13 protein-coding genes are annotated in these 13,473 nt (G+C 64.3%); 3 read left to right on the top strand and 10 right to left on the bottom strand.

Going from position 1 to position 13,473, the window contains the following annotated elements; all coding sequences use genetic code 11:
* Positions 1–55 precede the first annotated feature (55 nt).
* Positions 56–448: a Co2+/Mg2+ efflux protein ApaG gene (gene apaG / locus ACXAGF_RS02065; protein ID WP_475014136.1), complete on the top strand. Its 393-nt coding sequence runs from the start codon at positions 56–58 to the stop codon at positions 446–448.
* Between the two features lie 70 nt (positions 449–518).
* Here apaG and ACXAGF_RS02060 read toward each other — a convergent pair whose 3' ends face one another.
* From ACXAGF_RS02060 to ACXAGF_RS02050, 3 genes are all read right to left on the bottom strand, one after another.
* On the bottom strand, positions 519–1,508 hold the full coding sequence (locus tag ACXAGF_RS02060) for an Hsp33 family molecular chaperone (protein ID WP_475014134.1): 990 nt from the start codon (positions 1,506–1,508) through the stop codon (positions 519–521).
* A 200-nt stretch (positions 1,509–1,708) separates the two neighbouring features.
* Positions 1,709–2,626, bottom strand: coding sequence for an ornithine carbamoyltransferase (gene argF / locus ACXAGF_RS02055; RefSeq protein ID WP_475014132.1), 918 nt, complete (start codon positions 2,624–2,626; stop codon positions 1,709–1,711).
* 35 nt (positions 2,627–2,661) lie between these two features.
* Positions 2,662–3,855 carry an acetylornithine transaminase gene (locus ACXAGF_RS02050; protein WP_475014130.1) on the bottom strand — a complete coding sequence of 398 codons (1,194 nt, stop codon included), beginning with the start codon at positions 3,853–3,855 and terminating at the stop codon, positions 2,662–2,664.
* A 426-nt stretch (positions 3,856–4,281) separates the two neighbouring features.
* Here ACXAGF_RS02050 and ACXAGF_RS02045 point away from each other — a divergent pair, with 426 nt between their 5' ends.
* Positions 4,282–4,800, top strand: coding sequence for a GcrA family cell cycle regulator (locus tag ACXAGF_RS02045; RefSeq protein ID WP_475014128.1), 519 nt, complete (start codon positions 4,282–4,284; stop codon positions 4,798–4,800).
* Positions 4,801–4,903: 103 nt separating this feature from the next.
* On the opposite strand, the gene phoB is transcribed toward ACXAGF_RS02045, so the two are convergent.
* The 7 genes from phoB to phoR form a co-directional block, all read right to left on the bottom strand.
* Positions 4,904–5,587, bottom strand: a complete 684-nt coding sequence (phoB, locus tag ACXAGF_RS02040; RefSeq protein ID WP_475014126.1) for a phosphate regulon transcriptional regulator PhoB — start codon at positions 5,585–5,587, stop codon at positions 4,904–4,906.
* 27 nt (positions 5,588–5,614) lie between these two features.
* On the bottom strand, positions 5,615–6,328 hold the full coding sequence (gene phoU, locus ACXAGF_RS02035) for a phosphate signaling complex protein PhoU (protein WP_475014124.1): 714 nt from the start codon (positions 6,326–6,328) through the stop codon (positions 5,615–5,617).
* A gap of 52 nt (positions 6,329–6,380) precedes the next feature.
* Entirely contained in the window at positions 6,381–7,199 is an 819-nt protein-coding gene (gene pstB, locus ACXAGF_RS02030) for a phosphate ABC transporter ATP-binding protein PstB (protein WP_475014122.1), read from the bottom strand.
* A gap of 13 nt (positions 7,200–7,212) precedes the next feature.
* Complete coding sequence (gene pstA, locus ACXAGF_RS02025; RefSeq protein ID WP_475014120.1) at positions 7,213–8,502, bottom strand: phosphate ABC transporter permease PstA; 1,290 nt, start codon at positions 8,500–8,502, stop codon at positions 7,213–7,215.
* Entirely contained in the window at positions 8,502–9,869 is a 1,368-nt protein-coding gene (gene pstC, locus ACXAGF_RS02020) for a phosphate ABC transporter permease subunit PstC (protein WP_475014118.1), read from the bottom strand. The genes pstA and pstC overlap by 1 nt, the downstream gene beginning before the upstream one ends.
* A gap of 61 nt (positions 9,870–9,930) precedes the next feature.
* Positions 9,931–10,968, bottom strand: a complete 1,038-nt coding sequence (locus ACXAGF_RS02015; RefSeq protein ID WP_475014116.1) for a PstS family phosphate ABC transporter substrate-binding protein — start codon at positions 10,966–10,968, stop codon at positions 9,931–9,933.
* A 191-nt stretch (positions 10,969–11,159) separates the two neighbouring features.
* The gene (gene phoR, locus ACXAGF_RS02010) at positions 11,160–12,449 is read right to left on the bottom strand and encodes a phosphate regulon sensor histidine kinase PhoR (protein ID WP_475014114.1); all 1,290 of its coding nucleotides are present in this window, start codon (positions 12,447–12,449) and stop codon (positions 11,160–11,162) included.
* 136 nt (positions 12,450–12,585) lie between these two features.
* Here phoR and ppk2 point away from each other — a divergent pair, with 136 nt between their 5' ends.
* A complete protein-coding gene (gene ppk2, locus ACXAGF_RS02005) occupies positions 12,586–13,467 on the top strand; it encodes a polyphosphate kinase 2 (protein WP_475014113.1) in 882 nt (293 codons plus the stop codon).
* Positions 13,468–13,473 lie beyond the last annotated feature (6 nt).

Here is a 13,473-nt window from a genome sequence, read left to right as displayed (position 1 = left end):
ATGTTTCGGGTGTATGATCCCGGCTCATGCGAACAAGTGACATCAAGGCGTCGGAATGTACAGAGCGCTAACCCGCGATATCGAGGTGACGGTCGAGCCCTACTTTCTGGAGGAGCAATCCGACCCGGACGACAGCCGATATGTCTGGGGCTATCGCATCGTCATCGCCAACCATTCGGATATCACGGTCAAGCTGATGACACGCTACTGGCACATCACCGATCAGAACGGACTGGTCGACGAAGTGAGCGGCCCGGGCGTGGTGGGCGAGCAGCCGGTGCTCGGCCCCGGCGATACTTACGAGTACTCGTCCGGCTGCCCGCTCGACACGCCGTCGGGGGTGATGTTCGGGCACTACCGGATGGAGACCCCGGCCGGCGACGCCTTCGAGGTCGCAATCCCCGCCTTCTCGCTCGACGCGCCCGGACAGGCCCGCACCCTAAACTGACACCATGGAGTGACCGCTACCGCGACAGACGAACCTGGCGCGTCCGTCGGACCGCCGCCGCGTGGCGGCGTCAGGACGAGGCGACTTCGGAGGTCTCGAAGCGGTAGGTCGTCGAGCAGAACTCGCAGGTTGCCGCGATGTGACCATCGGTTGCGGAGTACTCGATGTCCTCCGCCGACAGTCCGGACAGCACGGCTTTCAGCCGGTCGCGCGAACAGGAGCAACGGTCCACCACCTTCTGGGTCGGATAGACGCGAACGCCGCGCTCGTGAAACAGCCGGTACAGCAGCCGCTCGGTACCGACATTGGGATCGGTCAGTTCGTCGGCGTCGATCGTCTCGACAAGGCTGCGCGCCTCGGCCCACTTGTCGTCCTCTTCGATCTTGTGTCCGACCTCCTCGCCGTCGCCGCCCGGAAGATCAGGCTGGCGCATGCGTTCCGGAGCGTCCGGCAGAAACTGCGCCACCACGCCGCCCGCGCGCCAGCGGTGCCGCGACTTGCCGCCGGCATCGCGATCAAAGAGTTCGGCAACCCCCAGCCGCACGCGCGTCGGAATCTGTTCCGATTGGCGAAAATAGGTTCCGGCAATCTCTTCAAGCGTGTGCCCGTCAAGCGCGACGATGCCCTGATAGCGCTGGGTATGCGCTCCCTGATCGATGGTGAAGGCGAGGATGCCCTCACCGAGAAGCTCGTGCGGCGCCGATCGGCCGGCCGCCACTGCCGCCGCCAGCGCGTCGGCGTCGAAACGGGCATAGGCGCGTACGCTTTCCGGGCTGGAGAAGTCCGCAACGAGCAGGTCGACCGGACCGTCGCTCTTTGTCTGCAGGATCAGCTTGCCTTCGAATTTCAGCGAGGTGCCGAGCAGCACGGTCAGAACGATCGCTTCGGCCAGCAGCCGCGCAACCGGCAGCGGATAGTCGTGACGCTCGAGAATGGCGTCGAGCATCGGCCCTAGCTGGACCGCGCGGCCGCGCACATCCAGGCCCTCTACCTGAAACGGCACGACCTGGTCGTCGCCGGCATAGTCGAGTTCGCCAAGTTTCGGGGCTGGCTGGGCCATCATTCGCTCCTTCAACGCCATACGCCGCATCGGCCCGATGCTGGTCACATCTGCCCGCGGCGGGTGGGATCTTTCGTGATTCGATGCCGTGACCGGCCGGATGATTTCACAACAGGCGGCTCGATGCCAACAGGCATCGCGGCGGGTTGCGCCTTACATCGGGGCGGCATCCCCGGTTTTCAAGAGCGCTGCCGCCCGACCTAGATGACGTTCATGCACCAGGCAAGGATCGACTTCTGCGCATGCAGGCGGTTCTCCGCCTCGTCGAAGACCACCGAGTGCGGCCCGTCGATGACCTCGTCGGTGACCTCCTCGCCGCGGTGCGCCGGCAGGCAATGCATGAACAGCGCGTCCTTGTGCGCCTTCTGCATCAGTTCCTCGTTGACCTGGAAGGGCTGAAAGATGTTGTGGCCGCGGGCGCGGTGCTCCTGGTTCATCGACACCCAGCAGTCGGTGACGACACAGTCGGCGCCGGCGACCGCCTTGTCGGCATCGTGGCACAGCATGATGTCGCCGCCATTGTTGCGCGCCCAGTTCAGGATCTTGTCCTCCGGCTCGGAACCGAGCGGCACCGCCATGTTCATCCGGTAGCCGAAGCGCGCAGCGCCCTCGATGAAGGAATGCAGAACATTGTTGCCGTCGCCCGTCCAGGCGATCGTGTGGCCCCTTATCGGGCCGCGATACTCCTCGAAGGTCATGATGTCCGCCATGATCTGGCAGGGGTGCGTCAGGTCGGTCAGCGCATTGATCACCGGCACGGTCGCATGCTCGGCCATCTCCAGCATGCGGGAGTGGTCGGTGGTGCGGATCATGATCGCGTCGACGTAGCGCGACAGCACCTTCGCCGTGTCGCCGATCGTCTCGGCGCGGCCGAGCTGCATTTCCGTGCCGGAGAGGAACAACGTCTCCCCGCCGAGCTGGCGCATGCCGACGTCGAAGGACACGCGCGTGCGGGTCGACGGCTTTTCGAAGATCATCGCCAGCATCTTGCCTGACAGCGGCTTGTCCTCGGCGCCGGCCTTGTTGGCCGCCTTGCGCGTGCGGGCATCGTCGATGATCGTGCGGAGGTCCTCGGCCGTCATGGCGGAGAGGTCGATGAAGTGTCTTGTACCTGCCATGCTGTCAGTCCTGTGTTTCGCCGTCGGCCTTCGCCTCAGGCCGTCTTCTGCGAGGCGCTGAGCTTCTCCGCCGCCCGTTCGATCCGCGCCAGCCCCTCGCGCGCTTCGTCGACCGAGACGACAAGCGGCGGCAGCAGGCGCAAGACATTCTCCCCGGCCGGGACGAGCAGGAGGTTCTCCGCCCGCACCGCCTTCAGCAGGTCGGCCGACGGCACCTTCGCCTTGATGCCGAGCATCAGGCCCTCGCCGCGGACGTCCTCGATGATGTCCGGGTACCGGTCCTTCAGCGAGGCCAGGCCCTGGCGCATCACCAGGGCAACGTCGCGCACGTGGTCGAGAAATCCGTCCGCCAGCACCACGTCCAGCACGGCGTTGCCGACCGCCATGGCCAGCGGATTGCCGCCATAGGTCGATCCGTGGGTGCCCGAAACCATGCCCGAGGCCGCCTCCGCCGTCGCCAGGCAGGCGCCGAGCGGAAAGCCGCCGCCGATGCCCTTGGCGACCGCCATGATGTCGGGCGTGACCCCCGCCCACTCGTGGGCGAACAGTTTGCCCGTGCGGCCGACGCCGGTCTGGACCTCGTCGAGGATCAGCAACAGTCCGTATTCGTCGCAGAGCGCGCGCAACTCGCGCAGGAACTCATTGGACACCACCCGGATGCCGCCCTCGCCCTGCACCGGCTCGATCAGGATCGCGGCGGTCTCCTCGGTGATCGCATTCCTGACGGCGGCCAGATCGCCGAACGGAACCTGGTAGAACCCCGGGGCCTTCGGCCCGAAGCCCTCGAGATACTTTTCCTGGCCGCCGGCGGCGATCGTGGCCAGCGTGCGGCCGTGGAACGCCCCCTCGAAGGTTATCACGTGGAACTTGCCGGGGTAGCCCTTGGCGAACTGGTAGCGCCGTGCCGTCTTGATCGCGCACTCCAGCGCCTCGGCGCCGGAGTTGGTGAAGAACACCTTGTCGGCAAAGGTCGCAGACGTCAGGCGCTTGCCAAGGACTTCCTGCCCGGGCACCTCGTAGAGGTTGGACAGATGCCACACCTTGTCCGCCTGGGCCTTCAGGCACTCGACCAGGTGCGGATGCGCATGGCCGAGCGAATTGACCGCGACGCCGGCGGCAAAGTCGAGATACCGCGTACCGTCTTCGGCGACCAGCCAGACGCCCTCACCGCGCTCAAAACGCAGCGGCGCGCGCAGATAGGTCTCGTAAAGCGGCGTGGCATCGGCCATGGCGCGTATCTCCTTCGCAGCGGATGCGGAAATCTGTTCTGTTTCTGCCGTTTCCACGCGAGAAAAAGCGAAAACGCCGCCTTTGCGGCGGCGGGCGCACTATCAGCATTTCAACGGGCGATGTCAACAAATGCACGCCATGTCAATCCGCCTTAATCTACCGCAACGTCAGGATTCGAAATGCTCGGCCGAAGTGTCGCAAGCGAGTCACACCGCACGAGCAAGTTGGGGAAAACTGGAAAATCGATTCGGCCGGATTCCGGCGACTCTTGTCACGGAGTCACCCTGTCAGTAGGTTAAAGATCAATTGCTAGACTGCATGCGGCGGACCTAGTCACCAACAGTATCAGGGCGTTCTGCGCCCCGGAACCATCCGGGGCCACGGGGAAGGATTCTCCCTGCAGGAGCCGGAACGGAGGCGATCACATGAACTGGACAGACGAGAGGGTCGAAAAGCTCAAGAAGCTTTGGTCCGAGGGACTGAGCGCCAGCCAGATCGCAGCACAGCTCGGCGGCGTCAGCCGCAACGCGGTCATCGGCAAGGTCCATCGCCTCGCCCTCCCCGGCCGGGCGAAGGCCGGCGGCACGCCGACCGCAACCCGTGCCAAGCGCCCCGCCTCCACGTCGCGCCCGGCGAGCTTCGCGCCGCGGGTCGCGACCCGCACGGTCGCACGTCCGGCCGGCGCAACCGTGGTCAAGGAAGAGATCGCCTTCGACTACGACGAACAGCCGATCACGCGGTTCAACACCAACGTCGTCGTGCCGATGTCGCGCCGCCTGGAACTGACCCAGTTGACGGAGCGGACCTGCAAGTGGCCGAACGGCGACCCGCTGAAGGACGACTTCCACTTCTGCGGAAACGAATCCCCGGACAATTCACCCTATTGCGTCTACCACCAGCGCATGGCCTATCAGCCGTCGGCCGAACGGCGCCGGGCTCGCTGAAGGACCCGGGACGCTGAGGGACTCGCCAGTCTCCTGGACGCGACAGACGACAATTCGAGAACGGGCCGCACGGCCCGTTTTTCGTTTCCAGCCGAAGCGACGGTCAGGCTTCCAGCGAGTAGCCCGCACCGCGCACCGTGCGGATGACGTCGTGCATGTTGGAGAAATTCAGCGCCTTGCGCAGGCGTCCGACATGGACGTCGACGGTACGCTCGTCGACATAGATGTCGTGGCCCCAGACCCCGTCGAGCAGTTGCGAGCGTGAGAACACCCGGCCTGGCGAGGACATGAGGAATTCGAGCAGGCGGAACTCGGTCGGGCCAAGCCGCACCTCGCGGCTGCGGCGATGGACGCGATGCGTCTCGCGGTCAAGTTCAATGTCGCCGCACTTCAGAAGGGTCGCCACGACTTCCGGTCGGGCGCGGCGCAGCATTGCCTTGACCCGCGCCATCAGTTCCGGCGTCGAGAACGGCTTGACCACGTAGTCGTCGGCGCCGGTCGCAAGACCCCGCACCCGCTCGCTCTCCTCGCCGCGCGCCGTCAGCATGATGATCGGCAGGCGTTCGGTTTCGGTGCGCTGGCGCAGGCGGCGACACAGTTCGATGCCGGATACGCCGGGCAGCATCCAGTCGAGGATGAGCAGGTCCGGCTGGCGCTCCTGCAGGCGGATCTCCGCCTCGTCACCGCGCAGGATCGTGTCCACCTCGAAGCCCTCGGCCTCGAGGTTGTAGCGCAGGAGGACACTGAGCGCCTCCTCGTCTTCGACCACGGTAATCTTGGGAACCATGAGAACTCCTGAAGTCCTAAGCGCACACTACTCCTTGACCGCACCGACCGACGTGGTGTGGTCATCCTTCGGGCGTTCGCCCTCCGGCGGCGCGCCCGTCGCCATGTAAAAGATCGTCTCGGCGATGTTGGTGGCGTGGTCGCCGATACGCTCGATGTTCTTGGCGCAGAACAGCAGATGCGTGCACGGCGTGATGTTGCGCGGATCTTCCATCATGTAGGTCAGCAACTCGCGGAACAGCGAGGTGTAGATCGCGTCGATCTCGTCGTCGCGCTCGCGGATTTCCTTGGCCTTCTCGACGTTGCGCGAGGCGTAGACGTCCAGAACCTCCTTCAGCTGGGTCAGCGCCAGCTCGGCCAGATGCTCCAGGCCGCGGGCGAACGTGCGCGGCACGCCGGAACTCTGGACGGCGATCACACGCTTGGCGGTGTTCTTGCCGAGATCGCCGACCCGTTCCAGTTCGGCGGCGATGCGGATCGCGCCCATGATTTCACGCAGGTCCGCCGCAACCGGCTGGCGCTTCGCGATCGTCACGATCGCCTTTTCGTTGATCTGCCGTTCGGCGGTGTCGAGCACGACATCCTCGGAAATGACCTTCTGGGCCAGCCCGACATCCGAATTGACCAGCGCGCGCACGGAATCGCCCAACATTTGCTCGGCCGTGCCACCCATCTCCGAAATGCGGCGGGTCAGGTATTTCAGTTCTTCATCATAGATCGAAACGATGTGGGTCGATGACATGGTCTTTTCCTCAAGCGCGCAGCGCAGATCTCAGCCGGATATCAGGACCGCATCAGCCGAAGCGGCCCATGATGTAGTCCTGCGTGCGCTGGTCGTCCGGATTGGTGAACATCTTGTCGGTGTCGTTCTCCTCGACGAGATTGCCGAGGTGGAACATGGCCGTGCGTTGCGAGACGCGGGCGGCCTGCTGCATCGAGTGCGTGACGATGACAATGGTGAAATTTGTCCGCAGTTCATGGATCAGTTCCTCGACCTTGGCGGTCGCGATCGGGTCGAGCGCCGAGCACGGCTCGTCCATGAGGATGACTTCCGGGCTGACCGCCACGGCGCGCGCAATACACAGCCGCTGCTGCTGACCGCCCGAAAGGCCGGTGCCCGGCTCGTGCAGACGATCCTTGACCTCGCTCCACAGGCCGGCCTTCTGCAGGCTCCGCTCGACGATCTGGTCGAGATCGGCCTTCGACCTCGCCAGGCCATGGATGCGGGGGCCGTAGGCGACATTCTCGTAGATCGACTTCGGGAACGGGTTGGGCTTCTGGAACACCATGCCGACGCGGGCACGCAACTCGACCACGTCGATCGTCGGGTCGTAGATGTCGTCGCCATCAAGCGTGATGTTGCCGGTGACGCTGCAGCCGTCGATGGTGTCGTTCATCCGGTTCAGCGTGCGCAGGAAGGTGGACTTGCCGCAGCCGGAGGGGCCGATCAGCGCCGTGACGGTATTCTCGCGGATGTTCAGGTTCACGTCGAAAAGCGCACGCTTCTCGCCGTAGTAGACCGAGACGTCCTTGCCGACCATCTTGTACTGCGACTCGTTGCTCATGGATTTGCCAATCTTCTCTTCGACTTCAATGTCGGTAAGCATATTCATTGAAGTGTCTCCTTTACCAGCGGCGCTCGAAGCGCTGACGCAAATAGATGGCAATGCCGTTCATGACGATCAGGAAGCCCAGCAGCACCAGGATCGCTGCGGAGGTCCGTGCGACAAAGCCACGCTCGGGGCTGTCGGCCCAGATGTAGATCTGCGTCGGCAGGGCGGTGGCCGCATCCATGACGCCGCCGGGCTCCGAGGTGATGAAGGCGTTCATGCCGATCAGCAGCAGCGGGGCCGTCTCTCCGAGGGCACGCGCCAGCGAGATGATCGTTCCAGTCATGACGGCCGGCATGGCAAGCGGCAGAATATGGTGGAAGATTGCCTCGTGCTTGGAGGCACCGATGCCGAGCGCCGCCTCGCGGATGGACGACGGCACCGACTTCAGCGAATTGCGCGTCGTGATGATCAGCGTCGGCAGCGTCATCAGCGACAGCACCAGACCGCCGACCAACGGGGCCGAGCGCGGCATGCCGAACCAGCCGAGGAACACCGCCAGGCCGAGAAGGCCGAAGATGATCGACGGCACCGCCGCCAGATTGTTGATGTTGACCTCGATCAGGTCGGTTATGCGGTTCTTTGGCGCAAACTCCTCGAGATAGATCGCCGCCGCAATGCCGATCGGCAGCGAGATCACAAGCGTGACGAGGAGCGTCCAGAACGAACCCGAGATCGCGCCGGCGAGGCCGGCAAGTTCCGGGAAGCGGCTGTCCGGGTTGAAGAACAGACCCCAGTTGAAGGGGCGGGAGATCAGCCCCTCGGCCGACAGCTTGTCGAACAGTTCGATCTGCTTGTCGTTCATCCGGCGCTGGCTCTCCGGCGTGTCGCGGCTGATCTGCCCCTTGGCGAGCTGGTCCGCCGGGTCCGACATCGGCACCAGATAGCTGTGCCGCCCGGTCAGTCGGTCAGGGTCGGCGATGACGGCGTCGCGCACGATGTAGGGCGACTGATCGGTGAACAGGCCGAAATAGTCCCGCTCCTCGCGGCGAGAGAGGTCGCCGGCCTCCGCGCGCATCGCCTGGCGGAAGATGCCGCGCCAGTCGGCGCCCATCAGGTCGGTCCTGTCCACCTCCGCCGAGCTCAGGTCGATCTCTACCTTCACCATGGTCTGGGTGAAGGCGGAGTAGCCGGTATAGGTTATCGAACCGATCAGGAACACCAGGAAGCCGAGTGCGAACACGATCGCCGCAACCCCGTAGAACTTGAGCCGGGCCTCCGAAGCGTAGCGCGCCTTGCGCCGCGCCACCATTTCCTTGGAATGCCAGTCGATCTGCTTGATGGGCGTTTCGCTGGTAGCATCCATCAGTATTTCTCCCGATATTTGCGCACCGTGCGAAGCGCGATGATGTTCAGAATGAGCGTCATGATGAAGAGCACCAAACCGAGCGCGAAGGCGGCGAGCGTCTTGGGGTTGTCGAATTCGGCGTCACCCGTCAGCAGCGTCACGATCTGAACGGTGACCGTGGTCACGGCATCGAAGGGGTTGATCGTCATCTTCGCGATCAGGCCCGCGGCCATGACGACGATCATCGTCTCGCCGATGGCGCGGCTCAGGGCCAGCAGCACGCCGCCGACGATGCCCGGCAGCGCCGCCGGGATCAGCACCTTGCGGATGGTCTCGCTCCGGGTCGATCCCAGCGCAAACGATCCGTCGCGCATTGCGCGGGGAACGGCGGCAAGGGCATCGTCCGAAAGGGAGGAGATGAGCGGGATGATCATGATCCCCATCACCAGACCCGCGGCGAGCGAGCTGTTGGGGGAGGCTTCAAGCCCGATGCCGGCGCCGAAGCTGCGGATCGCCGGGGCGACCGTCAGCACGGCGAAGAAGCCATAGACGACCGTCGGGACGCCGGCGAGAATCTCCAGCAGCGGCTTGACGACGGCACGAAAGCGCGGATGCGAGAACTCGGTGAGATAGACGGCCGAGAGGATGCCGATGGGCACGGCGACGATCATCGCGATAGCCGAAATCATGACGGTACCGAAGATGACCGGAATGACACCGAACGCGCCCTGCCCGGCGACCTGGTCGGCGCGCATGGCGATCTGCGGTTCCCAGCGCAGACCGAACAGAAACTCCTGCACCGGCACGCGCAGGAAGAACTGCCCGGCCTCGAAAATCAGCGAGGCCACGATGCCACCGGTCGTGATGATGGCGACGAGCGAGGAGAAGAGCATGAAGATCGTGATCGCGCGCTCGACCGAATGGCGGGCCCGGAAGCGCGGCCGAACGACCCGCAGGCCAAGCACCGCCCCGGCAATGGCGGCGGCTGCGGCCACGGCGACCATCGCCATGTTTGCCGTGGCCTTTAGCGCGTTGTAGGCGGCGGCTGCGGTCTTGATCTCTTCGGTCGGCTCCCTGAACGAGCGACCGGCGGCGTTCTGGCGAACCTCGCTCATCATCAGAGCCTGCTCGGACGCGGTCGCCGTTTCTGCGGACGGCATCGTGCTCAGCACCATGCGATCGATGACGGTTCCCTGGCAGAACAGCCAGACCAGCACGATCAGAAGCGCCGGCACGCCTGCCCAGATCGCCGTATTCAAACCATGATAGATGGGGCGGGAATGGACTTTTCCGGCGGATGCGCCGGCAAAACCTGCCTTGCGGGTGGCAAAGAGCGCCGTCACGATCGACAACGCGACAATCAACAAAACCAATGTGCCGGTCATGACATCCGTTCCTCGGAAATGAGGGAGCCGCCCGCGCGAGGCGGGCGGCGGTAGCTGACGATCAGTTGGTCAGCTTCGTAGCATTGGTCACGTCATCGGTGACCTTCGTGCGCAGGTCGTCGGCGAGCGGGGTGAGGCCGCGCTCGGCGAGGTAGCCGTCCGGGCCGAGGGCCGCATCAGAGACGTACTCGGCCAGGAAGTCCTTCATGTCCGGAACGACGTCGCGGTGAGCGTTCTTGACATAGATGAACAGCGGGCGGGCGACCGGGTAGGAACCGTCGGCGATCGTGTCGGTATTCGCTTCGATGCCGTTGATCTTGACGTCCTTCAGCTTGTCTTCGTTCTCGTAAAGGAAGGAGTAGCCGAAGATGCCGACAGCGTTCGGATCGGCGTCGAGACGCTGAACGATCAGGTTGTCGTTCTCGCCGGCTTCGACGAACGGGCCGTCCTGGCGCATGCGCGAGCAGACCTCGTTCCACTTGTCCTCGTCGGACTTCTTCAGCTCGGCCATGCCTTCGAGCTTGGAGCAACCGTCATGCATGACGAGCTCGACGAAGGCGTCGCGGGTGCCGGAGGTCGGCGGCGGGCCGAAGGCAACGATGTTCGCATCCGGCAGCGAAGCATCGATGTCCGACCACTTCTTGTTCGGGTTGGCGACGAAGCCACCCTTGCCGTCCGGAAGCTCGGCGGCGAGCGCCTTGAAGATCTGCTCCTCGGTCAGATCCCACTCGGCTTCGTTGGCGCGGGAAATGGCGATCGAAAGACCGTCATAGCCGATCATCGCCTCGGTGATGCTGTCAACGCCGTTCTTGGCGCAGAGTTCGATTTCCGACGCCTTGACGGCGCGCGAGGCACCGGTGATGTCGGGGAATTCTTCACCGACGCCGGCGCAGAAAGCCTTGAAGCCACCGCCCGTACCGGTCGACTCGACGACCGGAGCCGGCTTGCCCGTCTTGGTGGCGAATTCCTCGGCAACGGCCTGCGTGTAGGGAAACACGGTGGAGGAACCAACGATCTTGATCTGGTCGCGGGCGACGGCAACGCCGGTCAGGGCGGCGGTGGCAACCAGTGCGGCTACGGTGAGTTTAAGAGATTTCATCTGAAGTTCTCCCGGTATGGGCTTGTGTGGGTACGCCGGCGTCGGCCTTTGCCTGCCGTCGATCAGCGGCCCCTGTCTAACGCCGCTTCGCCAATGCTTTTATGTCAAATCGATGAAACATTTGTGACACTTTATGTCGCGGAATTCGTTGAGCTTTTATCCCCGAACTCACAGCCGGCGCCGGCTTTGTGTCAGAACTTGACGACGAAGACCGTCCCCGTGCCGACTTCCGACCTCACGACCAGCCGAGCCCGGTGCCGGGTGAGGATGTGCTTGACAATCGCAAGGCCGAGACCGGTTCCCTTCTTCGAGCGGCTGGCCTCGACATTGACACGGTAGAAGCGCTCGGTGATGCGGGGGACATGTTCGGGCGGAATGCCGGGGCCGTAGTCGGTGACGGACACCTCCGGATGCCCGCCGTCGCCCACCGCCAGGCGCACGTCGACGCGCTTGCCCTCCTGGCCATACTTGCAGGCGTTCTCGATCAGGTTCTCGAATACCTCGATCAGTTCGTCGCGGTCGCCGGCGACCTCGACGGCCTGCGGCGGCAGATCGAGCGTGATTTCCACGCCAAGCTCCTGGGCAAACGGCTGAAGGCTGTCGCGCACGTAGCCCACCAATGGCCCCAGCTCCACCATTTGGTCGGGAGGAATATGCGACTTCAACTCCAGCCTCGACAGCGACAGCAGGTCGTCGACGAGACGGCTCATCCGGGTCGCCTGCTCGTGCATGATGGCGAGGAAGCGTTCCTGCGCCTTGCCGTCGGCCCGGGCCGGCCCCTGGAGGGTTTCGATGAACCCGCGCAGCGAGGCAAGTGGCGTACGCAGCTCGTGGCTGGCATTGGCGACGAAGTCGGAGCGCATGCGCTCGATCCGACGAGCCTGCGACACGTCGCGAAACGAGATCAGGAAGTATCGCCCACCGCCGAGGCGGGCACCGAGCGACGGCATCGGAGCGGCGCGCACGATATACACGGTCTCGGACGGCAACCGCTCCGAGTGTTCGATTTCCTTGGCCTGCCCGGTCGCCATCACCTCGCGCGCCATGTCGAGGACGCCCGGTGCGCGGATGCGGCCGGCCAGGTCCGCGTTGCGCGGGATCGGACCGAAGAGCGTGGTGGCGGCACGGTTCTGCAGCCTGACGGTCTCGTCATCGGTGACGATTACCACAGGCATGTCGAGCGCATCGACCAGCGCCGCGATGGAGGAAAGGTCTTCGGCGGCATCGCCGTCGGCGTGCGGGACCACCGCCGCAGGGGCGGCCGACGAGCGCTGCTCGAAGCGGTCGGCGCGCGCAAGACCGGCGAGGAGCAGAAGCATCGCCGCAAAGACAATCCAGCCGACGGGAAGGCCGCCCAACCACATCAAGAAGGCGGTGAAGACGACCGCGGCGAGGAGGACGCGCTCGTCCCACAGCTGCCGCAAGAGCCACCGGACTGTCGACCCGCGCTCCTCCACAACAAGCCCCTTCCTCGCCTTCATCCATGCCCTCCTCGATCACTGCCTGAACGGGAAGCCATAGCGCCATTTCATGACATGTTTTTCACGGTGCGCTTGAAATCGCAATGCGGTTGTGGCCTGCTTCCCCCATCAGGGCGCAGAGGCGGGAGCTGGAATCATGTCGAAATTTCCTGACATCAAGCCAGTGGAGATCGAGAGCGGCGGCAAGACGCGGCTGTTCGACATCGACGATGCGAAGCTGCCCGGCTGGGTGGACGACAACGCCCTGTCCTCGGGCGGATACCCCTATGACAAGAAGCTGGACAAGGACGAGTACGAGGAGGATCTGAAGCGGCTGCAGATCGAACTCGTCAAGGTCCAATACTGGCTGCAGGCCACCGGAAAGCGGGTGATTTCCGTCTACGAGGGACGCGACGCAGCCGGCAAGGGCGGCATGATCTTCGTCACACGCGCGTACCTCAATCCACGCTACGCGCGGGTGGTCGCCCTCGCCAAGCCGACCGAAACCGAGCAGGGCCAATGGTACTATCAGCGCTACATCGCCCAGTTTCCGACCGCTGGCGAAATGGTGCTGTTCGACCGCTCCTGGTACAACCGCGCCGGGGTGGAGCCGGTCATGGGTTTCTGCACGCCGGAGCAGTACGAGAAGTTCCTGGCCGAGACGCCGGAGTTCGAGAAGATGGTGATCGCCGACCGCATCATCTTCTTCAAGTTCTACCTGGAGATCGGGCGCGAGATGCAGATCAAGCAGTTTCACGAGCGCCGCCACGACCCCCTGAAGACGTGGAAGCTGTCCCCGATGGACATTGCAGCCCTGCAGAAGTGGGACGACTACACCGACAAGCGCAACCGGATGCTGCAGCTCACCCACGTGCCCTGGGCGCCATGGACGATCGTGCGCTCGAACGACAAGCGGCGGGCCCGCCTCAACGCGATCCGTCACATGCTGCGCCGCCTCGACTACGAGGACAAGGACAGCAAGGCGATCGGCGAGATTGACGAAAAAATCCTCGGCACGGGCCCGGACTTCCTGAAATAGGCCGTG

The sequence above is a fragment of the Mycoplana sp. ABR4_002 genome, from assembly GCF_056159645.1.
Note: the sequence above shows the minus strand (reverse complement) of the source record. Positions and strands in the feature narration are given on the sequence as shown.